We start from the raw sequence: 26,522 nt of genomic DNA, 5'->3' as shown, positions 1-26,522 counted from the left end.
GGGAGTGGGGCGTGGGCGGGGGTGGGAGTGGGGCGTGGGCGGGGGTGGGGCACGGAGTACGGGCCACGGGATGGGGTGAGGCGGAGTGGGTGGGGCGGAGGGTTATGTGGTGGGGGTGGCGCGTAGTTCCAGGGTTATTTGTCGGGCGTCCAGGTCGCGTAGTGCGGCGGATAGGGTTTCCGCGTCGAACGTTCCCTCGTCGCGGGTGTCCAGGAGTGCCGCGCGTTGTGCGTTGAGTACCGCTAGGTGGTGCTCGTCGTCGGACGAGCCCGCTCGGCGTGGGGTGGTGCGGGCCGCCTCGTCGAGCAGTGCCCGGATCTGTCGCCGTTCGGCGTCCTGTTCGGCGCGGTCGGTCTCGTCGGGCGGACCTGGCGGGAACAGCCGTTCGACCAGGAAACCGACCGTGCCGCCCTGCACCAGCAACGACGCGGTGGCCACGGTGAACGCCACGAAGACGAGCAGGGGGCGGTGCGGCGTGTCCTCCGGCAGGGTCTGCGCGGCGGCGACGGTGACCGCGCCGCGCATCCCCGCCCACACCACCACCACACCCTCCCGGACGCCCAGCGGCTGGCGCAGCAGGTAGTCGATGTCGGCGAGGGAGCGGCGCACCCGCGTGGCGAACCGTTGCAGGTCGCGCGGGGTGGCGTGGGTGTGCCGGCGCAGTACCGGTTCACCGGCTTCCAGGCGTCTGCCCACGGCGGCGATGCGCGGCTGGAGCGCCTGCCCGCGCGCCGCGCGCCGTCGCAGCGCCCACAGCAGGGGCGCCACGTAGGCCGCGCGCACCAGCAGCACCACCACGAGCGCGCCCACCGCGATCCAGATCGCCGTGCCGAGGCCGGTGCGCTCGCGCTGCACCTCGCTCAGGATGGTGGACAGCTGGAGCCCCATCGCGAGGAACACCACGCCTTCCAGGACCAGTTCGACGCTCGCCCAGTTCTGCGCGTCCGACATCCGGTGTCGCGGCGGCAGCACGCGTGGCGCGCGCGAACCGGTGATCAGCCCCGCCACGACGGCGGCGACGAGGCCGGAGCTGCCCAGCAGCTCGGCCGGGACCGCCGCCACGAACGGCACGGTGAACGACAGGATCGTGTTCACCGTCGCGTCCGGCACGCGGCGGCGGACCGCCAGGTTCGCCCACCCGACGACGCCGCCGACGACGACCGCGACCACGATCGCGTACGCGAAGGTGCCCACCGCGCCCCAGAAGGAGAACCCGGCCGCCGTGGCGACGACCGCGGTGCGCAGCAGCACCAGGGCGGTGGCGTCGTTGAGCAGGCTCTCGCCGTCGAGGATCACCAGGGCGCGGTGCGGGATGCCCGTGCGCTTGATGATCGAGGTCGCGACCGCGTCGGTGGGGCTGACGATCGCCCCGAGCGCGACGCCCCAGACGAACCCGACGCCGGGCGCGAGCCACGAGAACAGCGCGCCCAGCACGAGCGCGCTCGCCACGACCAGCAGGACGGACAGGCCGCTGATGGCGCGGAACTCGCGGCGGAAGTTCATGGCGGGCATGGACACCGCGGAGGCGTAGAGCAGCGGCGGCAGCAGGCCCTGGAGGATCCACTCCGGGTCGACCTCGACGTCCTCGAGCACCGGGGCCACCGCGACGGTGATGCCCACCAGCACGAGGACGAGCGGGGCGGGGAGACCCGCCTTCGGCGCGAGCGCCGCGGCGGCGGCGATGACCACGAGCGCCAGGACCGAGACGGCGACGACCTCCAGCACGCGTCCTCCTCCGCGGTTGTGCCCCACCATGCTGGGCCACGAACCCGCTCCCTGCCCCTCGACGCCCGGCCGCCGGGCCGGACTTCCCCTGGTCGTGGCGGCCGTCCGGTACCGGAGCGGTCCAGTGTCGGTGGTGGGGCGCGGTGTCAGCGCACGACGAGGGTGTGCTCGCCGCGCGGCACCAGTTCGCCGATCACCGGTGCGCCGGGGACCTCGCCCGCCACGAGCAGCCCGCCCGAGGTCTGGGCGTCGGCCAGCAGCAGCGCCTCGTCCTCCGGCACCGCCGCGAGGTCGCTGTGCGGGCGCACCCAGTCGAGGTTGCGCCGCGTCCCGCCGCTGACGTAGCCGTCCCGCAGCGCCTCCCGCGCCCCGTCCAGGTACGGCACCGCCGCGGCGTCCACGACCGCCGTCACGCCGCTCGCCCGCGCCAGCTTGTACAGGTGCCCGAGCAGCCCGAAACCGGTCACGTCGGTCGCGCACGAGGCAGCCGCCGCGAGCGCCGCGCGCGACGCGTCCCGGTTGAGCGCGGTCATCGTCGCCACCGCCGCCGGGAACACCTCGCCGGTCGCCTTGTGCCTGCTGTTGAGCACGCCCACGCCCAGCGGCTTGGTCAGCGACAACGGCGTGCCCGCCCGGCCGGCGTCGTTGCGCAGCAGGCGGTCCGGGTCGCCCACGCCGGTCACGGCCAGCCCGTACTTGGGCTCGGCGTCGTCGACGCTGTGCCCGCCGGCGAGGTGCGCGCCCGCTTCCGCGCACACCGCCTGCCCGCCGCGCAGCACCTCGGTCGCCAGTTCGAGCGGCAGCACCCCGCGCGGCCACGCGAGCAGGTTCACCGCCACCACGGGCTCGCCGCCCATCGCGTAGACGTCGGACAGGGCGTTGGCCGCCGCGATGCGACCCCAGTCGAACGGGTCGTCCACGACGGGCGTGAAGAAGTCGGTGGTGGCGATCAGCGCGAGGCCGCCGCGCACGCGCACCACGGCCGCGTCGTCGCCCGCGTCGAGGCCGACGACCAGCTCGCCGAGCGGGTCCGGCGGCGGCGCGGCGGTCAGGCCGCGCACCACCTCCTCCAGCTCGCCGGGAGGGATCTTGCAGGCGCAGCCGCCGCCGCGGGCGTGCTGGGTCAACCGGTGTCCGGCGAGGGTCGTCACCCGGACCAGCGTGGCGGGTAGGGCGACCGCGCGCACGGTGGGACGCTCGGGAAGCGGCCGGGGAGGGGCGGGCCGGCCGTGGGCGGCGTGGAACTCGATCGTGTGCGGGGCGCCACGCCGGGTCAAGCGGGGCGGTTCGCGCCGAGCACGGCGGCGCGCGGGCCGGCACGATGGGCCGATGGCGCGAGGAGGCGTACCCGGCCTGGTGGCCGGCGCGGTCTTCAACACCGTTGAGCGGCAGCACCTGTCGCTGGCGGGTTCGATTCCCGTCCGCCTCCGCCACGGCGGCGCCCGGTGACCGACGCCCGGCGCGCGATACCCCGCACCGACCTGGTGCTGGCCGACCCGAGGCTCGCGCCTGCCGTGGCGGCGCTGGGCCGGTCCCTGGTCAAGGACGTCGTCGTCCGGGCGCAGCAGCGGGCGCGGGAGGGGCTCGTCGCGCCCGCCGGCGTGGTGGACGCCGTGCTCGCCGCGCTGCCGGCGCGGGCGTCCTCGCTGCGGCCGGTGATCAACGCGACCGGGGTCGTCGTGCACACCAACCTCGGCCGCGCGCCCCTGTCGGAGGCCGCCGCGGCGGCCGTCGCGGACGCCACCGGCTGGACGGACGTCGAGTTCGACCTGCGCACCGGCAAGCGGGCCCGGCGCGGGCGCGGCGCGCTGACCGCCCTGGCCGCCGCGGTGCCGGCCGCGGGCGACGTGCACGTGGTCAACAACAACGCCGCCGCGCTCCTGCTGTGCGCGCTGGTGCTGGCGCCCGGCCGCGAGATCGTGATCAGCCGGGGCGAGCTGGTGGAGATCGGCGACGGGTTCCGCATACCCGACCTGCTGACCTCGGCGGGCTCGCGGCTGCGCGAGGTGGGCACGACCAACCGCACCCACCCGCGCGACTACGCCGAGGCGATCGGCCCGGAGACCGGGTTCGTGCTGCGCGTGCACCCGTCGAACTTCCGCGTCACCGGCTTCGCCGGCACGCCGGACGACGCCGAGCTGGCCGGCCTCGGCGTGCCGCTCGTGGTCGACGTCGGGTCCGGGCTGCTCGCGCCCCACCCGCTGCTGCCCGACGAGCCGGACGCGACGAGCGCCCTGCGCGCCGGGGCCGCCGTGGTCACGGCCAGCGGCGACAAGCTGCTCGGCGGACCGCAGGCCGGGCTGCTGCTCGGTGCCGCCGAGCTGGTGCACCGGCTGCGCCGCCACCCGGCGGCCCGCGCGCTGCGCGTCGACAAGCTGACCCTCGCCGCCCTGGAGGCCACCCTGCTCGGCCCGCCGCCGCCCGTGGCGCGTGCGCTGGCCGCCGACGTGGCCGACCTGCGCGCTCGTGCCGGGGAACTGGCCGGGCGGCTGGTCGCCGCCGGCGTCGACGCCGTCGCCGTGCCGAGCGCGGCGGCGGTCGGCGGTGGTGGCGCGCCCGGCGTGGAGCTGCCCAGCGCGGCGGTCAGCCTGCCCGAGCGGTGGGCGTCCGCCCTGCGCGCCGGGCGTCCGCCGGTCGTGGGCCGGGTCGAGCGCGGGCGCTGCCTGCTCGACCTGCGCACCGTGGACCCGGCGGACGACGGCCCGCTGCGGGAGGCCGTCCTGCGATGCGGGTGATCGCCACCGCCGGCCACGTCGACCACGGCAAGTCCACCCTGATCCGGCGGCTGACCGGGATGGAGCCGGACCGCCTGGCCGAGGAGCGCGCCCGCGGCCTGACCATCGACCTGGGTTTCGCCTGGACGACGCTGCCCGGCGGACCGGTGGCGTTCGTCGACGTGCCCGGCCACGAGCGCTTCACCACCACCATGCTGGCGGGCGTCGGACCGGTGCCCGCCGTGCTGTTCGTGGTCGCGGCCGACGAGGGCTGGATGCCGCAGTCCACCGAGCACCTGGCCGCCCTGGACGGCCTCGGCGTGCGGCACGGCCTGCTCGTGGTGACGCGGGCCGACCTCGCCGACGCCGCGCCCGCGCTGGCCGAGGCCCGCGCGCGGCTGGCCGCCACGTCGCTGCGCGGCGCGCCGGCGCTGGTGGTCAGCGGGCGCACCGGCGAGGGCCTGGACGCGTTGCGCGCTGGGCTGGACGCGGTGGCGCGCTCGCTGCCCGAGCCCGACCCGGCGGCCGACGTGCGGCTGTGGGTGGACCGGTCGTTCACCGTGGCCGGCGCGGGCACGGTCGTCACCGGCACGCTCGGCGCGGGGACCATCGAGGTCGGTGACGAGCTGGAGGTGGCGGGCAGGCGCGTGCCGGTGCGCGGGTTGCAGGCCCTCGGCGAGCCGGCGCGCCGGGTCACCGGCGTCGCGCGCGTCGCGGTCAACCTGCGCGGCGTGCCGCGCGAGCTGGTCCGGCGCGGCGACGCGCTGCTCACCGTCGGCGCGTGGCGGTCGACCGGCGAGCTGGACGTCCGGGTGACCGCCGCGGACCTGCCCACCCGGCTCGTGCTGCACGTCGGTTCGGCGGCGGTCCCCGTGCACGTCCGGCCGCTGGGCGCGGACACCGCCCGGCTGGTGCCGGCCCGCCCGCTGCCGCTGCGCGCGGGGGACCGGGGCCTGCTGCGCGACCCCGGCCGCCGCCGGATCGCCGCCGGCGTCCTGGTGCTCGACCCGCGCCCGCCCGCGCTGACCCGCCGGGGCGCGGCGCGGCGGCGCGGCGCGGACCTGGCGGGCGACCCGGCGGTCGCCCACCTGCGCTCGCGCGGCCTGGTCGAGGCAGGCGAGCTGCGGTCGCTCGGCTTCGGCGACGTCGGCGTGCCGGTGGGGCGGTGGCGGTTCGACCCGGACCACTGGGCCGGGCTGGCCCGGCGGGCGGCCGAGGCGGTCGCCGACTGGCGGGGCGGGCACCCGCTGGCCGCCGGGATGCCGGTGGACGCCCTCGGCGACCGCCTCGGGGTGCCGCGCGACGTCGTCGGGCAGGTGGCCGGGCGGGCGGGGCTGCGCGTGGTCGACGGGCACGTGCCCGCGCCGCCCGCGCTGCCCGCCGCGGTGGACCGCGCGGTCGCGGCCGTGGAGGCCGACCTGGCGCGGTCGCCGTTCCGCGCGCCGGACGCGGACCGGCTGGCGGAACTCGGGCTGCGGACTCGGGAACTCGCGGCGGCCGTGCGGGTCGGCAGGCTGATCCGCGTGACCGACGGCGTGGTGCTCGCACCCGACGCGCCCCAGCGGGCCGCGCGGGTGCTGGCCGGGTTGCCCGGACCGTTCACGGTGGGCGAGGCCAAGGCGGCGCTGGGCACCACGCGGCGGGTCGCGGTGCCGCTGCTGGAACTGCTCGACTCGCTCGGCCTGACGAGGCGGCTGCCCGGCGACACCCGCGTCATCCCGTGACCCGGCTCCGCCCGGCTCCCGCCCCGTGCCCAGGTCGGCGACGCGGTGCCGCGCGACGCGGTGTTCCGCGATCAGACCTCCGGTGGTGCGGCGTCCCGTGACGCGGTGCCCTGCGACCTCGTCGCGCGCGTCCCGGCCTCCGACGACCGCACCCGTTCGCGTTGCGGCACCACCACGTACTTCGGGTCCTCCGTGGACGCCACCCCGGCCTCGAACACGCCGAACCGCTGCAACCCGCTGCCCGCGAGCAGCGCCAACCCGGACAGCACCGCCGCGCACCGGCTCCGCCCGGCCAGCGCCGCGCCCACCGCCCCACCGGCGGTGAGCAGCTCCGCCCAGCGCCGCAGCCGACCCGCCCGCCCGGTCGCGTAAGCCTCGCGCACCAGCCCCAGCCGGGACTCCAGCACGCGCGACGACACGAGTTCCGCGACCGCGCCCGCGACGGCGAACACCCGCGCCGGACCGGCCTGCGACACCGGCGCGCACACCATGCCCAGCCCACCCGCCGACGCCGCCGCCGACCCGGTGAACACGAACGGCAGGTCCGGGTGCGCCTCGTGCCACGCGGGCACGGCCGTCTGCGACAGCAGCACGGCGGTGTAGGAGGCGACGGCGGGCGCGAAGACCGCCGACGACAGCCCCGCCGGCCGCGCCAGCCACCGCAGCAGCCGGCCCGCCCGCCACCGCGCGGGCAGCACCTCGGCCGCCGCCGCCGCGCCGACGCCCGGCCCGTAGGCGACCAGGAACCACGTGCCCACGCTCATCGGCGAGGTCGGCTTGGCCACCCGCAGCATGTGCAGGAACCGCTCCGGCCTGCCCAGGTCCGCCACCAGGAACACCGTGCCCGCGCCCAGCGACGCCAGCGCGCCCAGCCGCCCGGCTCGCCGCAGCGCGGGCCGCCCGGTCAGGTCCGCGCCCACGGCGAGCAACGTCGAGCCGGCCGACAGACCACCCGCGAACAGGTAGGCGGGCACGGGCCACCGCCACGCCGGCCGTTGCAGCACCGGTCGGTCGTAGTACGAGCGGAACCGCGGCGCGGGGTCGTCGCGCATCAGCGGCCACCCGCGAACGCCGCCACGGCCGCCGCCGCGAACGCGACCGCCGCGAGCCCCGCCCGCTTCCACATGGCGGGCAGGTCGCGGGTCGGCACCACCGGGTCCGGCGGCAGGCCGTAGACCTCCGGCTCGTCCAGCAGCAGGAAGAACGCGCCGTTGCCGCCGACGCCGTCGTCCGGGTCCGCGCCGTACAGCCGCGCGCCGACCTCCCCGCGCTCCCGCAGCGTCGCCACCCGCGCGGCGGCGCGGTCGCGCAGCTCGTCCAGCTCGCCGAACTGGATGGAGTCGGTCGGGCACGCCTTCGCGCACGCGGGCTCCTCGCCGGCCCGGAGCCGGTCGTAGCACAGCGTGCACTTCTGCGCCCGACCGTCGCCCTCCCGCCGCTCGATCACCCCGTACGGGCAGCCCGACACGCAGTACCCGCAGCCGTTGCAGATGTCCTGCTGCACGACGACCGTGCCGAACTCGGTGCGGAACAGCGCGCCGGTCGGGCACACGTCCAGGCACCCGGCGTGGGTGCAGTGCTTGCACACGTCCGACGCCATCAGCCAGCGGAAGTCGGTGCGGGCCTCCGGTCCCGCCGCGTCGCCCGGCCGGTCGAACGAGGGCATGCCGAGGTCCTGCGGCTCCGGCGGCGCGGGCTGCTCGACGAACGCCACGTGCCGCCACGCGTTCGCGCCGAGGTGCCCGGTGTTGTCGAACGACATGCCCAGCAGGTCGAAGTCCGCCGCCGGGACGCCGTTCCACTCCTTGCAGGCCACTTCGCACGCCTTGCACCCGATGCACACCGACGTGTCGGTGAAGAAGCCCACGCGCGGCGGGTGGTCGTCGTACCCGGCCTCGCCCGCCACGTCGTCCAGCCGCCCGTACAGGCTGTTCTCGGTCACGACTCCTCCTCCGTGTGCGCCGGACCCGTGTCGGCACCCGTGCCCCGCTCGTCGACGCCCCGCGTGCCGGTGCTCCGCGCATCCCTGCTCCGCGCGCTCGTGCTCGGGGCACCCGCCGTCCCTTGAGCCGCGGTGAGGACGTGCGTGCCGGTGTCGGCGGTGATCCCGGCCCGCCGGCGGTACTCCGCCAGGTAGTCGAGCAGCGCCCGCCCGCGCGGTCGGCGGCCGGGCCGCACGTCGCACGTCGCGACCTTGGTCTCCTGGATGAACACGTTCGGGTCGACCACCACCCCGAACAGGTCGTTCGCCGAATCGCCGCGGACCAGCCCGGTCGCGCCCCAGTGGTAGGGCAGCCACACCTGGTGCACGACGCGGTCGTCCACCCGCAGCGGCGGCACCCGGTCGGTGACGACCACCCGCGCCTCCACCGCCGCCCGGCTGGTGACCAGGTGCGCCCAGCCCAGGTGCTCCAGGCCGCGCTCGTGCGCGAGCCGCGGCGAGACCTCCACGAACAGCTCCGGCTGCAACTCCGCCAGGCGCGGCAGGGTCCGGCTCATGCCGCCCGCCGTGTGGTGCTCGGTGAGCCGCGAGGTGGTGAGCACGTACGGGAACACCTCGCCGCGCGGCTCGGGCGGCGCGGGGTTGGACGGGTTGTCCGGCCGGCCGTAGACCTTGCGGCACGGGTTGCCCTGCTGGCCGTAGAAGAGGTTGCGCACCGGCGACTCGTGCGGCTCGTAGTGCGTCGGCAGCGGCCCGTCGTGCAGCCCGCTCGGCGCGAACAGCCACCCCTTGCCGTCGGCCTGCATGATGAACGGGTCGTCGCCGCGCAGCGCCTCCGGGCCCACCGCGCCCGCCGGCGGCACGTGGCCCGGCGGCTTGGTCCGCTCGAAGTCCGGCACGTCGTGGCCGACCCACTCGCCGCGGTCGGCGTCCCACCAGACCAGCGCCTTGCGCTCGCTCCACGGCCTGCCCTCCGGGTCGGCCGACGCGCGGTTGTAGAGCACCCGGCGGTTCATCGGCCACGCCCAGCCCCACTCGGTGGCGTACAGGTTCTGCTCGCGGCCGGGTTTGCGGCGCGCGGCCTGGTTGACCTCGTCGGCGTAGACCCCGCTGTAGATCCAGCAGCCCGCGGCGGTGGTCCCGTCGGCCCTCAGCTCGGTGTAGCCGCCGACCGCGCGGCCGGTGGTCAGGTCGACGCCGTTGATGCGCCGCAGGACGTCCTCCGCCTGCGGCTCGTCGCCGACCACCGCGTAGTCCCACCACAGGTCGAGCAGCGGGCGGTCGCGCTCGTCGGTGGAGCCGGCCAGCCGCTCCCGCAGCCGGCGGCCGAGGTGGTAGGTGAACCACAGGTCGGAGCGCCGGTCGCCGCGCGGCTCGACGGCCTTCTCGCGCCACTGGAGCATCCGCTGGGTCTGGGTGAACGTGCCCTCCTTCTCCACGTGGGACGCGGCGGGGAAGAAGAACACCTCGGTGCGGCAGCGCTCCGGCGCGATCTCGCCGGTCTCGACCTCGGGCGAGTCCTTCCAGAAGGTCGCCGACTCGATCATGGTCAGGTCGCGCACCACCAGCCAGTCCAGGTTGGCCATGCCCAGCCGCTGGAGCCTGCCGTGCGCCGAGCCGACGGCGGGGTTCTGGCCGAGCAGGAAGTAGCCGAACACCTTGCCGTCGACCATGTCCATCACCGTGCGGTAGGTGCCGTGGTCGCCGGTGATGCGCGGCAGGTGGTCGAAGAGGTAGTCGTTCTCGGCGGTGGCGCGGTCGCCCCAGTACTCCTTGAGCAACGACACCGCGTAGGCGTCGGCGGCGCGCCAGAAGCCCTTCTGGTGGTCGGCGCGGATGGCGTCGACGTAGGCGGCCAGGTCGGTGTGCCCCGGCGTCGGCATCGGCAGGTAGCCGGGCAGCAGGTTGAACAGCGTCGGGATGTCGGTGGAGCCCTGGATGCTGGCGTGGCCGCGCAGCGCGAACACGCCGCCGCCGGGCCGGCCGATGTTGCCCAGCAGCAACTGGATGATCGCGCCCGCGCGGATGCACTGCGCGCCCGTGGTGTGCTGGGTCCAGCCGACGCTGTAGACCAGCGCGGCGGTGTGCTCGCGCCCGGAGTTCGCCGTCCACGCCTCGCACACCGCGCGGAACGCCTCCTCGGGCACGCCGCAGACGCGGGCGACCAGCTCCGGCGTGTAGCGGGAGAAGTGCCGCTTCAGCACCTGGTAGACGCACCGGGGGTGGCGCAGCGTCGGGTCCGCGGCGATCCCGTCGCTGCCGCCCTCGACCTTCGGCCCGCCCGAGCCATGCTGGTAGGGCGTCGACTCCTCCTTCGCCGTGCCCGCCTGCTCGTCGGCCGAGCCCTGCCCGGCGGACTCGTACTGCCACGACGTCGGGTCGTACGAGGCGGTCGCCGGGTCGTAGCCGCTGAACAGCCCGTCGAGGTCCTCGGTGTCCCGGAAGTCCTCGCGCAGCAGGAACGAGGCGTTGGTGTAGGCCACCACGTACTCGCGGAAGTCCAGCTCGTTGCTCAGGATGTGGTTCACCACGCCGCCGAGGAACGCGATGTCGGTGCCCGCGCGCAGCGGCACGTGCAGGTCGGCGTGCGCGCTGGTGCGGGTGAACCGCGGGTCGACGTGCAGCACCCGCGCGCCGCGCTCCTTGGCCTCCATGACCCACTGGAAACCCACCGGGTGGGCCTCCGCCATGTTGGAGCCCATGATGACCACGAGGTCGGAGTTGACCAGGTCCTGCTGGTAGTCCGTCGCGCCGCCGCGACCGAAGGAGGCTCCCAGACCGGGAACCGTGGCGGAGTGTCAAATGCGGGCCTGGTTCTCGATCTGGAGCGCGCCCAGCGCGGTGAACAGCTTCTTGATGAGGTAGTTCTCCTCGTTGTCCAGCGTCGCGCCGCCCAGGGCGGCCAGGCCCAGGGTGCGGCGGACGCGGGCGCCGTGCTCGTCGACGTCCTGCCAGCCCTTGGCCCGCGCGTCGAGCACCCGGTCGACGACCATGTCCATCGCCGTGTCCAGGTCCAGTTCCCGCCACTCGGCGCCGTAGGGCTCGCGGTAGAGGACCTTGTCGACGCGCTGCGGGCCGTTCACGAGCTGGGTGCTCGCCGAGCCCTTCGGGCACAGCCGGCCGCGCGAGATGGGGCTGTCCGGGTCGCCCTCGACCTGGATCACCCGGTCGTCCGCGACGTAGACCCGCTGGCCGCAGCCCACGGCGCAGTACGGGCAGACGGACTTGGCGACGTGGTCGGCGTGCGCGGTGCGGGCGGTCAGCCCGGCGGAGCGCCCCGACCGGGCGGCCTCGCCCCGGCCGAGCGGGTCGCGGCCGGTGAGCTGCCGGTACACCGGCCACAGCTCCAGCCACCGCCTCGGTCCCACGTCGACCTCCTCGGTCCCATGCTCACACCGCCGGCCGCCGCACGCATCCCGGCCGGGCCGCCGGTCGGGGACGCCCCCGCCCGCCCGATCGGTGGCGTCGCGGCGGTGCCGCGGGGCCGGTGCGACCGGGGAAGGTCGGCGCTGGGAGGCTTCGGGCGACCGGCGGCGGCTCCCGCGCCGGTCCGCTCGCGGTGGTCGCCCGCCCGGCGGTCCGTCCCCACCGGTGGGACGGCTCGACAGATGATCACCGGGTTCCGATAATCGTCGGGGGTCGAACAGGGGGAGGTGGTCGCGTGGTCGCCGAACTGAGCCGTCGGTCGTTCCTCGCGGTGGCGGGGTTGCTGGGGCTCACCGCGTGCGGGTCCAACACCGGCCGTGAGGGGTCCGCCGCCGGCACGCTGCGGCACTGGTACCACGCCTACGGCGAGGACGGCGTGCAGGACGCGGTGCGCCGCTACGCCGCCGCCTACCAGGGCGCGAAGGTCGAGGTGCAGTGGAACCCCGGCGACTACGACTCCAAGATCGTGACGGCGTTGCAGAACAGCGCGGTGCCCGACGTGTTCGAGGCGCAGGTCAAGGTCGAGTGGGTGCGGCAGCACCAGGTGGCGCCGCTGGACGACCTGCTCGGTGACGCGCGGGACGACTTCCTCAAGACGCTGCTGGACTCCCAGACCGTGGACGGCAGGCTCTACGGCATCCCGCAGGCGGTCGACACCCAGGTGCTGTACTACCGGCCGAGCCTGCTCGAACGGGCGGGCGTCGCACCGCCCCGGACCGTCGACGAGCTGGTCGACGCCACGCGGCGGCTCACCGCCGGCGGCGTGCGCGGCCTGTTCGCCGGCAACGACGGCGGCGTCGCCGTCCTCACCGCGCCGCTGCTGTGGTCGGCGGGGCTGGACCTGCTGTCCGCGGACGGCCGGGAGCCCGGTTTCGACGACCCCCGCGCGGCCGCGGCGTTCGGCAAGCTCCGCGAGCTGCACCAGGGCGGCGGCCTGCTGCTCGGCGCGCCGACCGACTGGGCCGACCCCGGCGCGTTCGTCGACGGGCTCGTGGCCATGCAGTGGACCGGCCTGTGGAACCTGCCGAAGATCACCGCGGCGCACGGCGACGACGTCGGGGTGCTCCCGTTCCCGCGCCTGGACGCCGCCGGGGCGGAGTCGGTGCCGGTGGGCGCGTACAGCGCGATGGTGAACGCGCGCAGCGCCGACGTCGACGCGGCCAAGGCGTACGTCAAGTGGCTGTGGGTCGACCAGGTGGACCACCAGGCGGAGTTCGCCACCGGGTTCGGCGCGCACCTGCCCGCCCGGCACAGCCTGGCCGCCAAGGCGGAGCCGCTGCGCGCCGGACCGGGCAAGGACGTCGTCGGGTTCGTCACCGCGAGCGGCCGCATCGCGAGCCCCGCCCGCTGGTCGGCCCGCGCCAACACGGCGCTGGCGGACGCGGTCGCGCGGATCGCGCGGGAGGGCGCCGACGCGACGGGCGAACTCCGCGCGGCGCTGGGCGTGGCGCGGGACGAGATCGCGCGGCTCGACCGGTGAGCGGGCGGCGCGCCGCGCTCGCCTTCTGGCTGTTCGTCGGCCCGTTCGCCGCCGGGCTGCTGCTGTTCACCTACGTGCCGATCGGCTGGAGCGCCTACCTCAGCTTCTTCGACGCGCGCAACACCGTGACGCCGACCGACTTCGTCGGGTTCGACAACTACGCGGGCGTGCTGACCGACCGCGCGTTCCTGGACAGCATCGGCACGTTCACGGTGTTCGCCGCGTTCGTCATCCCCGCCACGGTGGTGGCGGCGCTGGCGCTCGCCCTGCTGGTCGACCGCGTCCCGGTCGCGCGCGCGTTCTTCCGGTCGGTGTTCTTCCTGCCGTTCGCCTGCTCCTACGTGGTCGCCGCGCTGGTGTGGAAGATGGCGCTGTTCTCCGGGGTGGACAGCGGCGTGGCGAACACGGTGCTCGGCTGGTTCGGCGGCGAGCCGCAGGCGTGGACCGGCACCGTGGACCCGCCGCTGTACTGGGTCGTGCTCGTGACCACCCGGCTGTGGTTGCAGCTCGGCTTCTACATGATCCTGTTCATCGCCGCGTTGCAGCGGATCCCGGCGCACCTGTACGAGGCGGCGTGGACCGACGGCGCGTCGCCCGGCTGGCAGACCTTCCGGCACGTCACGCTGCCCGGCCTGCGCGGCGCGCTGGTCGCCGTGCTCACCCTGAACCTGATCAACGCCTACCAGGCGTTCGACGAGTTCTACAACATCCTGGGCGACTCGCGGGGCTACCCGCCGTTCGCGCGACCGCCCCTGGTCTACCTGTACTACACCTCGCTCGGCTCCGGCGGGCAGGACCTCGGGCGCGGCAGCGCGGGCGCGGTCGTCCTCGCGCTGGTGATCGCGCTGGTGACGCTGCTGTCGGGCCGGGTCTTGCGGAGGGTGGGCTGATGCGACCCGTGGGGTACCGGCACACCCCGGCCGGGCGCGTGGGCGCGGTCGCGCGCTGGGTGGCGCTCGTGGTCGCGGCGGCGCTGTTCCTGCTGCCGTTCGCCGTGCTGGTCCGGGACGGGGTGGCCACCGGGTGGTCCACGGTGGCCGAGGTGTTCTCCGGCGACGAGGTCCCGTTCGCGCGCAGCCTGCTGAACTCCACCGTGGTGGCCGTGCTCCAGACCGCGGGCCAGCTGCTGGTGTGCTCGCTCGCGGGGTACGGGCTGGCGCGCGTGCCCTACCGGCACGCGCCCGTGGTCCTGTACGCGATCGTGGCGACGCTGATGGTGCCGACCGCGGTCACGTTCGTGCCGAGCTTCGTCGTGGTGTCGAGCCTGGGCTGGCTGTCCGACCTGCGCGGGCTGGTGGTGCCCGGACTGTTCAGCGCGCTCAACGTGTTCCTGTTCCGGCAGTACTTCCTGGACTTCCCGGTGGCGCTGGAGGAGGCGGGCAGGCTGGACGGCCTGTCCCGGTGGGGCGTGTTCCGGCGGGTGGTCGTGCCGAACTCCACGGCGTTCTTCGCCGCGATCGCGGTCATCGACTTCATCGGCAGCTGGAACCAGTTCCTGTGGCCGCTGGTCATCGCGCAGGACTCGACCAGCTGGACGGTGCAGGTCGCGATGTCCAGCCTGCTCACCGCCCAGAACCCGAAGATCACCCTGCTGTTCGCCGCGGCGGCGGTGTCCATCCTGCCGATCGTGCTGGTGTTCGTGCTGCTGCAGCGCTACCTGGTGCGCGGCGTGACCGAGACCGGGCTGACGGGGTAGCCGGGCGGCCGGGGCGCCCCGCCGCGGGCGCGACCCGGTGACGACCGCGGTGCCGAATCACACCGCCCGCGCCGGGTACCCGACCGGTGTCGCCCGGCGGGGACCGCCCGGTCGTCGCGCACGACCCGGCGGCCCGGTCGTCGGGCGAGGCGCCGCCGCCGGGGAACCGGTGCCGGGCGACAGGAGCGCCCGCGGCGGGCCGGCCGCACGGCCCGCCGGCGCGACCGAACGGAGAGGAAGCGGACATGCCTGATCCTGGTAGCCACGCGTACGACGTCCGGCGCACGCGCCTCCGCGCCGAGCTGGACGACCGGGGCGTGCCCGACCGGCACGCCGACGCGGCGGCGAACGAGCGGCTCCAGCGCGACCACCCGCCGCGACCGGTGGGCGAGCGGGCCTCGGGGCCGGCCGGCGGTGGCGGCGGCGCGGCGGCCGACGGCGGCCTGGCCCTGCGCAGCGCCGCGTTCAGCGGGAACACGCTCATCCCGGACCGGTACTCGCGCGACGGCGGGAACACCTCGCCGCCGCTCCAGTGGTCCGACGTGCCGCCGGGCACGGCGGAACTGGCGCTGCTGTGCGAGGACCCGGACGCGCCCGGCGGGACGTTCGCGCACTGGGTGGTGTCCGGCATCCCGGCCGACGTGACCTCCGTCGAGGAGGGCGCGACCCCCGCCGGCGCGGTCGTCGGCCGCAACGACTACGGCGAGCCCGGCTGGGGCGGGCCCCGACCGCCGGTGGGCGACGAGCCGCACCGCTACCTCTTCCGCGTGCTCGCCGTCGACCGCCCGCTCGGGCTCGGCGAGGGCGTCACGGCGGAGGACCTGCGCTCCGCGACCGAGGGCCACGTGCTGGCCGCCGGCACGCTGGTCGGCCTGTTCGGGCGCTGAGCGGGCGGCGTCGCCCCCGCGACCGGCTCCGGTCGCGGGGGCGACGCCGCCCGGTCCACCCCGCCCCGGCCCCGCACCCTGGCGCACCGCCACCGGGCGCACCGGCCCGGCGGGCGCGCCCTCGGGCGGTCGCCGGGCCGGTGCGCCGCGGTCACTGGTACTGGTAGACGGCGCTGTGGTCGAGCATGTCGCGCGGCGTGGTGGACCAGGGGTGCATCGGCTCGTCGATGTCCACCACGTCCGCCGTCCCGGCGGTGGGCAGGTAGGTCGAGCCGGGGTGCCTGGCCTGCCACTGCGACCACAGGCGGTCGACGTTGCAGTGGTGCAGCCAGAACACCGGGTCGTTCGGCGAGCCCGCGCCCGCCATCGTGCCGCTGACCCAGTTGTGCACCCGGTTGTGCAGGCCCGGACCGCGAAAGCCCTCCAGGTGGTTGCGGAAGCTGTTGAGCGAGGTGCTGTTCCAGGGGGAGGTGTCATAGGTCGTGATCCCGAGCAACGACGACACATCGGCCGCCGTGGGCAGTTGCATCCCACCCGGCGCGAAGCTGCGGCGCAGGAAGTCGGCCGAGTCGCTGCGCACGCTCAGCGTCCACGCACCTGTCGACCGGGCGAACGGGCCCGCGTTGACCCGCCAGTTGCTCGCGGCGGTCCCGTTGGGACCCATGAAGTCGTTCGCCCAGAGCGTGGAGGAACTGCCGGCGGTGGTCCAGTCCCAGTAGGGGAGGGTGACCGACGGGTCGACCTCCTGGAGCGCCAGCTCGAAATCGATCAGGTATTTGCGGTGCCACGGCAGGAACGACGGCGCCCGGTGCCCGATGCGCGTCGACCAGTCGCTGTCCCCGTTCGCCCGGTCGATGTGCGTTCGCACGAAGAGGTCGTAACGGCCACTCCGCTTGAGCGCGAGAATGGCGTTGACCAAATTCGACCGCTCGGTCGGGCTCAGGCTCGCCTGATTCTTGCGGATACCCATGATGCTCCCCCTGTCCGCGACCCGACTCAGTGGCCGTGGTGGGTCGGCGGCAATTCCGGCCGCAGGTCGCCGAGCGTCTCCACCGCGCGTCGGGTGGCGGCCCGGAGGGTGTCGAAGGACTCGTAGTGGTTCACCGACGTCGTGAAGGTGCCGTCGCCGTTGCGCATGACGTGCAGCGGGTCGTCGTCCACGAACGCCTCGCTGCGCGGGTTCTCGCCCTCCTTGACGGCCCAACCCCGGATGTGCCGCCCCTGGTAGACCTCGTCGAATTCCTCCAGTTCCACCGCGTGCGCGTGCGCGCCGCCGAGCAGGCCGACCCCCGCGGCGATGGCGACACCGCCGCCGACCAGACCGCCGACGAGGAATCTCCGCCGGCCGACGACACGGTCTTCCGCATGCTTTTGGACGTGCATGTTCGTCTCACCCGTCTGTTCGGTGAATGCGACGCGAACAATCCGGAGGCGGACTGCGCCCGAACCCCGGAGCGCCGCTGTTCGAACGTTAGCAGCGGGTTTTTCGGCGAAATGGCCGCCAAACAGACGATTCCGGTTGGGCCGGGTTCAAACAGTGGCGCTGATCACCTTGTCGCCGATCGGTCGGTTCGATAAGGGAGGGTGATCGGCCGAACGTGTACTGCGGAATCCCGCTCCGCGGCGCCTTCCGCGCTGATCGCGGGCCCTTCGGCGCCCGATGCATCTCGTTTCGCGCCGACCATCGCGCCGCGGTTTCGGTAGGATGCTCACATTGCCCCGCGCGGCCGGATCGGTGGGTTCGGCAACGCGCACGCCGGGCTTGGCAGGCCGTCCGACCCGTGTCGGCGCGGGTGGGCACACCGCACCGCCGCCGCACCCGCCGGCGGCATCGGCGGGTGCGGCGCGCGTGCCTCAGCAGGACCGGATGGCGTCGGCCAGGACGCGCAGGCCCTCGTCGAGGACGTCGGCGGGGATGACCAGCGGCGGGACCAGGCGGATCACGTTGCCGTAGGTGCCGCAGGTGAGCACGATGACGCCCGCCCGGTGGCAGCGCGCCGCGACGCGCCGGGCGACCTCGGGCGCGGGCGCGCCGTCCGGCCCGACGAACTCCAGGCCGACCATCGCGCCGCGTCCCCGGACCTCGGCGAGCGCGGGGTGTTCGGCGACCAGGGGGCCGAGGCGCGCGGCGATCGTCGCGCCGATGCGGTCGGCGGCCTCCGCCAGGCGTTCCGCGCGCATGGTGTCGATGGTGGCCAGGGCCGCGGCGCAGGCCAGCGGGTTGCCGCCGAAGGTGCCGCCGAGCCCTCCGGGGTGCACCGCGTCCATCAGGTCGGCGCGGCCGGTGACGCCCGCGAGCGGCAGCCCGCCCGCGATGCCCTTGGCCGTGGCGACCAGGTCGGGCGTGACGCCCTCGTGGTCGCAGGCGAACCAGGAGCCGGTGCGGCAGAACCCGGTCTGCACCTCGTCGGCGATGAACGCGATGCCGTTGGCCCGGCACCAGTCGGCCAGCGCGGGCAGGAAACCGGGCGCGGGCACGATGTAGCCGCCCTCGCCCTGGATCGGCTCGATCAGCACGGCGGCGAGGTTGGTCGCGCCGACCTGGGCGTCGAGGTGGGCGATCGCGCGCCGCGCCGCGTCCGGACCGGTCAGGCCGGCCGGGTCGCGCAGCGGGTAGGACGTGGGCGCGCGGTAGACCTCGCCGGCGAACGGCCCGAACCGGTGCTTGTAGGGCATGTTCTTGGCGGTCAGCGCGAGCGTGAGGTTGGTGCGGCCGTGGTAGGCGTGGTCGAACACCGCCACGGCCGGCCTGCCGGTCGCGTGCCGGGCGATCTTGACGGCGTTCTCCACGGCCTCCGCGCCCGAGTTGAACAGCGCCGAGCGCTTCTCGTGCGCGCCGGGCGTCAGCGCGTTGAGCTGCTCGCACACCGCGACGTAGCCCTCGTAGGGGTTGATCATGAAGCAGGCGTGGGTGAACTCGGCGGCCTGGCGGCGCACCGCCTCGACCACGGCGGGCGCGGCGTTGCCGACCGTGGTGACGCCGATGCCCGCGCCGAGGTCGATCAGCCTGGCGCCGTCCTGGTCGATGAGGACGCCGGGTTCGGCCCCGGTCGCGAAGTGCCCTGGTAGCAGGCTGGTGACGCCGGCGGCGACCGCGGCGGCGCGGCGGGCCGCGAGCGCGGCGCCGGTGGAACTGGTCGGCACGGTCATGGCCGGCACCTTTCTTCGGGCACGGGTGGGCTTCGACGGAGGTCAGTGCTTGTGCATCACGTGCTTGAGGCGGGTGTAGTCCTCCAGGCCGTACTGGGAGAGGTCCTTGCCGTAGCCGGACTTCTTGAACCCGCCGTGCGGCATCTCGGGCACCAGCACCATGTGCGTGTTGACCCAGACGCACCCGAAGTCCAGCCGGGCCGCCGCGCGCAGGGCGCGGCCGTGGTCGCCGGTCCAGACGCTCGCCGCCAGGCCCTGCTCGACGCCGCACGCCAGGCGCAGCGCCTCGGCCTCGTCGGCGAACGGCTGCACCGTCAGCAGCGGCGCGAAGTTCTCGTCCCGGACCACGGCGTCCTCCTGGCGCACCCCGGCGACGACCGTCGGCGCGAGGAAGTACCCGCGGTCGCCGACGACCTCGCCCCCGGTGACGACCCGCGCGTGGTCGGGCAGTCCGGCCAGGACCGCGCGGACGCGGGCGAACTGGTCGGCGTTGTTGAGCGGGCCGTAGTCGGCGGTCGGGTCGGACGGCGGTCCGGTGCGGACGCCGCGGGCGTGGTCGGCCAGCAGCGCCGTGAACTCGTCGTGCACACGCCGCTCCACGAGGACCCGCGCCGCCGCGGTGCAGTCCTGGCCCGCGTTGAAGAACCCCGCCGCGACGATGCCCGCCGCGGCGGCGTCGAGGTCGGCGTCGGCGAACACGAGCACGGGCGCGTTGCCGCCGAGTTCCAGGTGGGCGCGGGCGACGCGGTCGGCCGCGGTGCGCGCCACCTCCACCCCGGCCCTGGTCGACCCGGTGATCGACACCATCGCGGCGGCCGGGTGCGCCACCACCGCGCGGCCGGCGTCCCGGTCGCCGCAGACGACGTTGAGCACGCCCGGCGGCAGGAACTCGGCCGCGAGCGCGCCGAGCAGCGCGGCGGTCACCGGGGTGGTGTCGGCCGGTTTGAGGACGACCGCGTTGCCCGCGGCCAGCGCGGGCGCGACCTTCCACGCCGCCATGAGCAGCGGGTAGTTCCACGGTGCGACCTGCCCGACCACGCCCACCGGTTCACGCCGCACGTAAGAGGTGTGGCCCGCGGTGTACTCGGCGGCGGCGACGCCGGGCAGCTGCCGCGCCGCGCCGGCGAAGAACCGCAGCACGTCGACGGCGGCGAGCACCTCCTCCGCGCGCGTGGTCGCGAGCGGCTTGCCGGTGTTGCGCGACTCGGCGGCGGTGAACTCGTCGGCCCGGCGCTCCAGCGCGTCCGCACAGCGCAGCAGCGCCTCCTGGCGCTCCTTGGGCGTGACGTCCCGCCACACCTCGAACGCGGCGGTCGCCGCGCGGTAGGCGGCGTCCACGTCGGCGGCGGTGGACAGCGGCGCGACGCCGTCCACCGCGCCGGTGCAGGGGTCGACCAGCTCGGTGGTCGCGCCGTCGACCGCGTCGACGGGCACCCCGCCGATCACGTTGCGCACGGTCTGGGAACCGGTCACCGCTCCTCCTCGGGCAGCACGCTCAGCAGTTCGTAGATCACGTGGGCGGCGGCGATGCCGGTGATCTCGGCGTGGTCGTAGGCCGGGGCGACCTCGACCACGTCCGCGCCCACCACGTTGAGGCCGGCCAGGCCGCGCAGCACTTCGAGCAGCTCGCGGCTGGACAGCCCGCCCGCCTCGGGGGTGCCCGTGCCCGGCGCGAAACCGGGGTCCAGGACGTCGATGTCGACCGACACGTACACGGGCCGGTCGCCGAGCCGGGCCCGGACCCGCTCGACGACGTCGTCGAGCGGGGTGCGGGCGAAGTCGCGGGCGTGCACGGCGGTGAAGCCCAGCCGGGCGCTCTCGGCCAGGTCCAGCCGCGAGTACAGCGGACCCCGGATGCCGACGTGGACGGAGTGGCCGGGGTCGAGCAGCCCCTCCTCGCCCGCCCGGCGGAAGGCCGTGCCGTGCGTGTAGGCCGCGCCGAAGTAGGTGTCCCAGGTGTCCAGGTGCGCGTCGAAGTGCAGCACGGCGACGGGGCCGTGCCGCCGGTGCTGCACCCGCAGCAGCGGCAGCGCGATGGTGTGGTCGCCGCCGATGGTGATCAGCCTGCGGCGGGTGCCGCACAGCGCGTCGGCGGCGGTCTCGACGGCGGCCACGGCCTCGGCGAGGTCGAACGGGTTCACCCCGACGTCACCGGCGTCCGCGACCTGGCGCGCGGCGAACGGCTCGGTGTCCAGCGCCGGGTTGTAGGGCCGCAGCAGCCGCGAGCTCTGGCGCACGTGCGCCGGGCCGAACCGGGCGCCCGGCCGGTAGCTCACCCCGGCGTCGAAGGGCACGCCCCACACCAGGGCGTCGGCGTCGGGCAGGTCCGACAGGCGGGGCAGGCGGGCGAAGGTGGCCTCGCCGGCGTAGCGGGGCACGCGGGTGGCGTCGACGGGGCCGGTCGGGGGGTGGGCCATCACGACACCGCCGGCAGTGCGGTGGCGGCGGGCCGGCGGGTGCCGGTGGTGCCTTCGAAAGCCCTCGGCATCGGGGTGTCGGCGTGGGGCAGGCGGGCCGTGGGGGTCCGGCGGGTCCAGTGGGCTGCGTGAGTCCGGCGGGCCGTGGGGGTCCGGCGGGGCGACCCGGTTGGGCGGGCCGTGTGGGTCGGGCGGGCTGGGCAGGTCGGGGTGGTCCGGCGGGACCGGTCGGTCGGGCGGGGCCGGTCGGTCTGGCGGGGCCGGTCGGTCTGGCGGGGCGGCTCGGTCTGGCGGGGCAGGTGGGCGGGGGTGGCCTCGCCGGCGTAGCGGGGCACGCGGGTGGCGTCGACGGGGCCGGTCGGGTCGACGGGGCCGGTCGGGGGGTGGGCCATCACGGCACCGCCAGGATTTCCGCGGCGGCGCGCCTGCCGCTGTCGATCGCGCCGTCGATGAAACCGGGCCACCGGTGGGCGGTGTGCGCGCCCGCGAAGTGCACCAGGCCCTCCGGCACGGCGAGGTCCCGCTCGTAGCGGGTGATCTGCCCCGCCCGGAACGTCGTCCAGGTGCCCCTCGACCACTCGTCCTCCACCCACCGGTGCGTGGCGGTGGCGACCACCTCGGCGTCGGGCGCGAACTCGCGCACCGCGCGCTGCACGGCCGCGCGGTCGTCGCCGTCCACCCGGTCGTGCTCGGGGGCGAAGCACACCAGCACGACGCCCTCGGGCAGGGTGCGCATCGCGCCGACGTAGTCGAACGCCGTGCCCCACCCGAACCCGCTCAGGTCCTCGGGGACGTGGCGGGCCAGCGCCCACACCTTCTGCCCCTGCCCCGCGTGGTTCTCCGCCGAGACGGCGAGCTTGCCCGCCGACAGCCCCGGCCGGAAGTCGATGTGCCGCAGCACGCCGATCGGGACGGTGACGAGCACGCGCCGGGCCGCCACCACCCCGCCGTCGTGGGCGACGAGGACGTGGTCGCCCTCCTGGCGCACCGACCACACGGGCGAGTCCAGCCGGATGTCCGCGCCGCCGTCCTCCGCCATCGCCGAGGCCAGGGAGGCGGTGCCCGCGTCGAAGGTCTGCCCGAGCACGCTGGCCCGGACCATGCCCCACACGGAGTTGCCCATCGCGGCGAGCCAGCGCAGGACGTCCAGGGCCGAACCGGTGTCCGCCGACGCGTTGCCGCACCCGCAGAACCAGGAGATCAGCAGCTCCCGCGCGTTGCCGCGCAGGCCGGCGTCGTCGGCCCACCGCCGGATCGGCACGTCGAGGTCGGCGAGGCCCTGCTCGGACAGCGGGCGGTCCACGTCGAGCCGCGCGCCGGCGGCCACCAGCGCCCGCACCGCGTGCTCCAGGTCGTCGAGCCGCTCGGCAGGCACCGGCAGCAGCGACGGCAGCACCCGGCCCCGGTCCGACCAGGTCATCCGGCCGGGCAGCGCGCTGTCGGTCACCGCGATGCCGTACCGGCGCACCTCCTCGGTGACGTGGGTCTGCTCGGGCACGATCCACGTGCCGCCCATCTCCAGGCCGAACCCGTCGAACAGGTCGGTGCGGTACCAGGTGCGGCCACCGATCCGGTCGCGCGCCTCCAGCACGCGCACGGTGCGCCCGGCCGCGCCCAGGTCACGCGCCGCCGTCAGGCCGGCGAACCCCGCGCCCACGATCGCGACATCGACTTCCGCAGATTGCATCGAGCACCCGCTTCCCTTCACCGCGCACCGCGCCGTCGCGGCCGTGTCCGGCAACGTACGGACACCGGGACGACCCGGTCGATGGACACCGCGTCCCATTTTCCGGCTCGATCTCGACACCGTGTCCAGCATCGTCGTCGGATCACGGGGACTCGCGCTACGCGGTGACGGCGGCGTGGGCGAGCGCGCCGCGCGCCTCCAGCGCGAGCCACAGCTCGTGGCGCGCGGTCGCGGTCGCGAGGTCGCGACCGGTCAACCGCTCGATCCGGTCGACGCGGTTGCGCACGGTGTGCCGGTGCACGCCGAGGCGGTGGGCGGTGACGTCCCACGCGCCGTTCGCGTCCAGCCACGTCCGCAGCGTGGCCAGGAGCTGCCCGCCGGGATCGGCGGCGTCGATCGGGGCCAGCGCGGTGTCGGCGAACGCGGCCAGCAGCTCGGGCGGACCGAGGGAGAGCAGCAACCGGCTGGTGCTGTGCTCGCCCGCCTCGGCGGGCCGGCCGAGGCGGGCGCTGGTGGCAAGCAGCGCGCGGGCCTGGCGGAGGGACACCGCCGCCGCGCCCGGCCGCAGCGGCGCGCCGATGCCCGCGGCCCGCCCCGGCGCGAACCGGTCGAGCAGCGCGGTCGCGTCCGCCTCGCCCGCCGCCAGGGCCTCGACGGTGTCGCCCGACCACCGGACGAGGCCGCCGGGCAGCACCAGCGCGAGGTCGGCGGCCAGGTCGGCCGCCTCACCCGGCCGCGCCGCCACGGCGAGGCCGCGCACCCGCGGCGCGGACAGCCCGGCCGCGGCGAGCACCGGTCCGACCTGGTCCTCCGGCAGGCCGGCCACCACCCGCGCCACCGCCTCCGCGCCGGCCCGCCTGCGCGGCTCGTCGGCGAGGAGGCGGCGCTCCAGCTCCAGGGTCAGCAGTGACACCAGCGCGGCGTCCAGCGTGCCGAGCCGGGGCTGCGGGGCGCGGGTGAGCAGGAGGTGCCCGCGCAGCCGCCGCGCGCCGATCGGCTGGACGGCGACGGTCAGGCCGTCCACCGCCAGCGAGGCGCTGCCCAGCAGGCCCTGCGCGCCGACGGCGTCGAGCACCGTGCGGCCGGCCGCCACCAGGGCGGGCGCGGCCGCTCCGACGGCGGCCAGCTCCCGGCCCAGCAGGTCGGTCACCACGGCGGCCCGGCCGGTCGCGTCCAGCCACACCGCCAGGATCTCGGGCAGGCCGCCCGCGGTCGCGGCGACGGTGAGCCTGCGCTGCACCTCGACCGTGTGCTCCAGGGCCCGCCGGTCCTCGGCCGCCAGCGCGGCGAACACCGCCTTGGTGACGGCGATGAACGGCACCTCGTCGGGCACGACCAGCAGCGGCAGCCCGGCCTCCTCGGCGGCGGTGACCAGCCCGGCCGGCGGCTGCCGGTGCGGCTGGCCGTGCCCCACGCCGAACGCCAGCGCCGCCGCGCCGCCGCCGACGACGTCCCGCACGAAGGCGCGGCACGAGTCGGGGTCGGTCGGCAGCACCAGGCCGGCCGTCATCAGCAGTTCGCCACCGCGCAGCCATTCGCCGGGCCGCGCCAGCTCCGACACGTGGGCGGCCTCGACCACCCGGTCGCGCCCGGCCTCGCCCGCGACGAGGGTCAGGCGGAGGTCGCGGAGGCCGAGCAGGGCATCCACCGTCAACGGCATGGACGCAGTGTCCACGTCCGCCCGCGAAGTTCAACAACAGGTCCATCGACGGCGCGCGACACCGCGACCTACTGTCCCTCCCCACGTGATCCACGCCTCACCCGCCGAGCCCCTGGAGGCCAGCCGTGACCGACGACCCGACCCGCCCGGCCTCCGCCGCGCCCGACGCCGAGCGGGGGAACCGATGACCGGGACGCCCGGCACGCGCCCGGCCGGCACCGAGCTGTCCGGCACCGAGCTGTCCGGGAGCGAGCTGTCCGGGAGCGAGCTGTCCGGGAGCGCCTTGTCCGGCAGCGCCCTGTCCGGCACCGCGTTGTCCGGCAGCGCCTTGTCCGGCAGCGCCCTGTCCGGCACCCGACCGGCTGGGGCCGACCGATGACCGCGGCCGACCTGGTGGTCCTCGACGCCGTGATCCACACGATGGACCCGGCCCGCCCGTCCGCCACCGCCCTCGCCGTGCGCGACGACCTGGTGGTGGCCGTCGGCGACGCGCCCGACGTGCGCGAGCACCTCGGACCCCGGACGGAGGTGGTCGACGGGCGGGGCCTGGTCATCACGCCGGGGCTGGTCGACTCGCACCAGCACCCCCTGCTCGGCCTCGGCGACGCGGGCGGCGTCGACGCCGCCGGGCTCGGCACCCCGGAGCAGTTGCGCGCCCTGCTGCGCCGCGCCGCGGGCGCGCTCGCGCCCGACGCCTGGGTGGTCGTCAACGGGGTCGAGTACGGCGCGCTGCCCGAGCGGCCCCGCGCGTTCCTGGACGACGCCGTCGACGGGCGGCCCGCCTTCCTGTGGCTCGCCGACTCGCACAACGCCCTGATGAGCAGCCGCGGGCTGCACCTGGCCGGCATCACCGGGCCGATCGGGTTCGGCGACCGGTCCGAGGTCGTGGTGGACGACGACGGCGTGCCCACCGGGCTGCTGCACGAGATGTCCGCCGTGCTGCACGGCCACGCCGCCGTGCCACCGCCCTCCGCCGACGACATCACCCGGCTGGCCGCCGACCTGTTCGCCGAGCAGGCCGCGTGCGGCATCACCGGCGTCCACGTGCCCGACCACTGGGCGGGCACCGAGGAGGTGCTGACCGCGCTCGACGAGCAGGACCGGCTGCCGCTGCGACTCGTGCTCGCGCCGTGGCTGTTCCCGAGCGGCGTCGAGGACACCCTCGACGTCGTCCGCGCCCTGCGGGGCAGGGGGGACGCCCGGCGGTGGCGCGTCGGCGCGGTCAAGTTCTTCCTGGACGGCACCATCGACGGCGGCTCGGCCTGGCTCGGCCACGCGGACTGCGCGGGGGAGGGCACCCGCCCGCTGTGGCTGGACGTCCGCCGGTACCGGGCCGCCGTGCGGCGCGTGGTCGACCTCGGCCTGCCCTGCTTCACCCACGCCATCGGCGACCGCGCCGTCACCACCGCCCTGGACACCTACCAGGCGGTCGGCCGCCCGGCGCACGGGCGGCACCGCGTCGAGCACGCCGAACTGCTCGCCGACGCCGACGTCGCCCGGTTCGCCGAACTCGACGTCGTCGCGTCCATGCAGCCGACCCACATGGACTGGACGCTGCCCGACCACCGCGACAACTGGTCGCGGCGGCTCGGCGCGCCGCGCTGCGGGCACGGCTGGCGCTGTGCCGACGTCGTGCGCGCGGGAGGCCGGGTGGCGCTCGGCTCCGACTGGCCCGTCGCGCACTACGACCCGCGCGTGGTCATGGCGGGCGCGCGGCTGCGCCGCCCCGCCGCCGAACCCGACCGCGCGCCGGTCGGCGCGGACCAGGCGCTGACCGCGTGGCAGGCGCTCGCCGGCCACACCACCTGGGCGGCCTACGGCGTCGGCGAGGAGCGGGTCGCCGGCCGCGTCCGCGAGGGCTTCCGCGCCGACCTCACCGCGTTCGGCGGCGACCCCCTCGCCTGCCGGGCCGAGGAACTGCCGGACCTGCCGATCGCGCTGACCGTCGTCGGCGGCCGGATCGCCCACCGGGCGGACTCGTGAGACGCCGGCGGACATCGGGACCGCGGCTCTC

Annotated in this window: 20 protein-coding genes, 1 tRNA gene and 1 pseudogene; 10 read left to right on the top strand and 12 right to left on the bottom strand. The window is 75.8% G+C overall.

Going from position 1 to position 26,522, the window contains the following annotated elements; genetic code table 11:
* Positions 1-102 precede the first annotated feature (102 nt).
* Entirely contained in the window at positions 103-1,725 is a 1,623-nt protein-coding gene (locus C8E97_RS22175) for a cation:proton antiporter (RefSeq protein ID WP_121007428.1), read from the bottom strand.
* A gap of 146 nt (positions 1,726-1,871) precedes the next feature.
* A complete protein-coding gene (gene selD / locus C8E97_RS22170) occupies positions 1,872-2,876 on the bottom strand; it encodes a selenide, water dikinase SelD (protein WP_121012103.1) in 1,005 nt (334 codons plus the stop codon).
* A gap of 187 nt (positions 2,877-3,063) precedes the next feature.
* Here selD and C8E97_RS22165 point away from each other — a divergent pair.
* The 3 genes from C8E97_RS22165 (at position 3,064) to C8E97_RS22155 (ending at position 6,163) form a co-directional block, all read left to right on the top strand.
* Positions 3,064-3,158: transfer RNA gene (locus tag C8E97_RS22165), tRNA-Sec, on the top strand.
* 12 nt (positions 3,159-3,170) lie between these two features.
* Positions 3,171-4,460 (top strand): L-seryl-tRNA(Sec) selenium transferase, encoded by a 1,290-nt coding sequence (gene selA, locus C8E97_RS22160; protein WP_121007427.1) that lies wholly within the window; start codon positions 3,171-3,173, stop codon positions 4,458-4,460.
* Positions 4,451-6,163: a SelB domain-containing protein gene (locus tag C8E97_RS22155; protein WP_121007426.1), complete on the top strand. Its 1,713-nt coding sequence runs from the start codon at positions 4,451-4,453 to the stop codon at positions 6,161-6,163. The genes selA and C8E97_RS22155 overlap by 10 nt, the downstream gene beginning before the upstream one ends.
* A gap of 71 nt (positions 6,164-6,234) precedes the next feature.
* Here the strand turns inward: C8E97_RS22155 and nrfD are convergent, their stop codons facing one another.
* From nrfD to fdh, 3 genes and pseudogenes are all read right to left on the bottom strand, one after another.
* Positions 6,235-7,215, bottom strand: coding sequence for an NrfD/PsrC family molybdoenzyme membrane anchor subunit (nrfD, locus tag C8E97_RS22150; protein WP_121012100.1), 981 nt, complete (start codon positions 7,213-7,215; stop codon positions 6,235-6,237).
* Entirely contained in the window at positions 7,215-8,105 is an 891-nt protein-coding gene (locus C8E97_RS22145; RefSeq protein WP_121007425.1) for a 4Fe-4S dicluster domain-containing protein, read from the bottom strand. Before C8E97_RS22145 ends, nrfD begins: the two co-directional genes overlap by 1 nt.
* 131 nt (positions 8,106-8,236) lie before the next feature.
* Positions 8,237-11,473, bottom strand: a pseudogene (gene fdh, locus C8E97_RS22140) (formate dehydrogenase); the annotation flags it as partial.
* Positions 11,474-11,766: 293 nt separating this feature from the next.
* Here fdh and C8E97_RS22130 point away from each other — a divergent pair.
* The 4 genes from C8E97_RS22130 (at position 11,767) to C8E97_RS22115 (ending at position 15,594) form a co-directional block, all read left to right on the top strand.
* Complete coding sequence (locus tag C8E97_RS22130) at positions 11,767-13,011, top strand: ABC transporter substrate-binding protein (protein ID WP_121007422.1); 1,245 nt, start codon at positions 11,767-11,769, stop codon at positions 13,009-13,011.
* Positions 13,008-13,901 carry a carbohydrate ABC transporter permease gene (locus C8E97_RS22125; protein WP_121007421.1) on the top strand — a complete coding sequence of 298 codons (894 nt, stop codon included), beginning with the start codon at positions 13,008-13,010 and terminating at the stop codon, positions 13,899-13,901. Before C8E97_RS22130 ends, C8E97_RS22125 begins: the two co-directional genes overlap by 4 nt.
* Entirely contained in the window at positions 13,901-14,707 is an 807-nt protein-coding gene (locus C8E97_RS22120; RefSeq protein WP_121007420.1) for a carbohydrate ABC transporter permease, read from the top strand. Before C8E97_RS22125 ends, C8E97_RS22120 begins: the two co-directional genes overlap by 1 nt.
* A gap of 383 nt (positions 14,708-15,090) precedes the next feature.
* Entirely contained in the window at positions 15,091-15,594 is a 504-nt protein-coding gene (locus C8E97_RS22115; RefSeq protein WP_246019399.1) for a YbhB/YbcL family Raf kinase inhibitor-like protein, read from the top strand.
* A gap of 151 nt (positions 15,595-15,745) precedes the next feature.
* Here the strand turns inward: C8E97_RS22115 and C8E97_RS22110 are convergent, their stop codons facing one another.
* A complete protein-coding gene (locus C8E97_RS22110; protein ID WP_121007419.1) occupies positions 15,746-16,564 on the bottom strand; it encodes a tyrosinase family protein in 819 nt (272 codons plus the stop codon).
* A gap of 26 nt (positions 16,565-16,590) precedes the next feature.
* Positions 16,591-16,848 (bottom strand): tyrosinase family oxidase copper chaperone, encoded by a 258-nt coding sequence (locus tag C8E97_RS22105; protein WP_170211954.1) that lies wholly within the window; start codon positions 16,846-16,848, stop codon positions 16,591-16,593.
* A 3-nt stretch (positions 16,849-16,851) separates the two neighbouring features.
* Here C8E97_RS22105 and C8E97_RS34820 point away from each other — a divergent pair, with 3 nt between their 5' ends.
* A complete protein-coding gene (locus C8E97_RS34820; RefSeq protein ID WP_170211953.1) occupies positions 16,852-17,172 on the top strand; it encodes a hypothetical protein in 321 nt (106 codons plus the stop codon).
* A 276-nt stretch (positions 17,173-17,448) separates the two neighbouring features.
* Here the strand turns inward: C8E97_RS34820 and gabT are convergent, their stop codons facing one another.
* The 5 genes from gabT to C8E97_RS22075 form a co-directional block, all read right to left on the bottom strand.
* Complete coding sequence (gabT, locus tag C8E97_RS22100) at positions 17,449-18,744, bottom strand: 4-aminobutyrate--2-oxoglutarate transaminase (protein WP_121007417.1); 1,296 nt, start codon at positions 18,742-18,744, stop codon at positions 17,449-17,451.
* Between the two features lie 42 nt (positions 18,745-18,786).
* Entirely contained in the window at positions 18,787-20,217 is a 1,431-nt protein-coding gene (locus tag C8E97_RS22095) for an aminobutyraldehyde dehydrogenase (protein ID WP_121007416.1), read from the bottom strand.
* On the bottom strand, positions 20,214-21,161 hold the full coding sequence (gene speB, locus C8E97_RS22090) for an agmatinase (RefSeq protein WP_121007415.1): 948 nt from the start codon (positions 21,159-21,161) through the stop codon (positions 20,214-20,216). Before speB ends, C8E97_RS22095 begins: the two co-directional genes overlap by 4 nt.
* A gap of 391 nt (positions 21,162-21,552) precedes the next feature.
* The gene (locus C8E97_RS22080) at positions 21,553-22,848 is read right to left on the bottom strand and encodes a flavin monoamine oxidase family protein (RefSeq protein ID WP_121012094.1); all 1,296 of its coding nucleotides are present in this window, start codon (positions 22,846-22,848) and stop codon (positions 21,553-21,555) included.
* Between the two features lie 157 nt (positions 22,849-23,005).
* Positions 23,006-24,508 (bottom strand): PucR family transcriptional regulator, encoded by a 1,503-nt coding sequence (locus C8E97_RS22075; protein ID WP_121007413.1) that lies wholly within the window; start codon positions 24,506-24,508, stop codon positions 23,006-23,008.
* 184 nt (positions 24,509-24,692) lie between these two features.
* Here C8E97_RS22075 and C8E97_RS34815 point away from each other — a divergent pair, with 184 nt between their 5' ends.
* Positions 24,693-24,887, top strand: a complete 195-nt coding sequence (locus C8E97_RS34815; protein ID WP_170211952.1) for a pentapeptide repeat-containing protein — start codon at positions 24,693-24,695, stop codon at positions 24,885-24,887.
* A complete protein-coding gene (locus C8E97_RS22065; RefSeq protein ID WP_121007411.1) occupies positions 24,884-26,491 on the top strand; it encodes an amidohydrolase in 1,608 nt (535 codons plus the stop codon). The genes C8E97_RS34815 and C8E97_RS22065 overlap by 4 nt, the downstream gene beginning before the upstream one ends.
* The last annotated feature ends 31 nt before the right edge of the window (positions 26,492-26,522 follow it).

The sequence above is a fragment of the Saccharothrix australiensis genome, assembly GCF_003634935.1.
In the GTDB taxonomy this organism is placed as follows: Bacteria; Actinomycetota; Actinomycetes; order Mycobacteriales; family Pseudonocardiaceae; genus Actinosynnema; species Actinosynnema australiense.
The sequence above is the reverse complement of the archived record's forward strand: the minus strand, read 5'-3'. Positions and strand labels throughout refer to the sequence as shown.

Bases quoted from the DNA above. Each gene is read 5' to 3' on its own strand.
- gabT (WP_121007417.1), bottom strand. From the start codon at position 18,744: ATGACCGTGCCGACCAGTTCCACCGGCGCCGCGCTCGCGGCCCGCCGC.
- C8E97_RS22155 (WP_121007426.1), top strand. From the start codon at position 4,451: ATGCGGGTGATCGCCACCGCCGGCCACGTCGACCACGGCAAGTCCACC.
- C8E97_RS22075 (WP_121007413.1), bottom strand. From the start codon at position 24,508: ATGCCGTTGACGGTGGATGCCCTGCTCGGCCTCCGCGACCTCCGCCTG.
- C8E97_RS22120 (WP_121007420.1), top strand. From the start codon at position 13,901: ATGCGACCCGTGGGGTACCGGCACACCCCGGCCGGGCGCGTGGGCGCG.
- speB (WP_121007415.1), bottom strand. From the start codon at position 21,161: ATGGCCCACCCCCCGACCGGCCCCGTCGACGCCACCCGCGTGCCCCGC.
- C8E97_RS22065 (WP_121007411.1), top strand. From the start codon at position 24,884: ATGACCGCGGCCGACCTGGTGGTCCTCGACGCCGTGATCCACACGATG.
- nrfD (WP_121012100.1), bottom strand. From the start codon at position 7,215: ATGCGCGACGACCCCGCGCCGCGGTTCCGCTCGTACTACGACCGACCG.
- C8E97_RS22110 (WP_121007419.1), bottom strand. From the start codon at position 16,564: ATGGGTATCCGCAAGAATCAGGCGAGCCTGAGCCCGACCGAGCGGTCG.
- C8E97_RS22080 (WP_121012094.1), bottom strand. From the start codon at position 22,848: ATGCAATCTGCGGAAGTCGATGTCGCGATCGTGGGCGCGGGGTTCGCC.
- C8E97_RS34815 (WP_170211952.1), top strand. From the start codon at position 24,693: ATGACCGGGACGCCCGGCACGCGCCCGGCCGGCACCGAGCTGTCCGGC.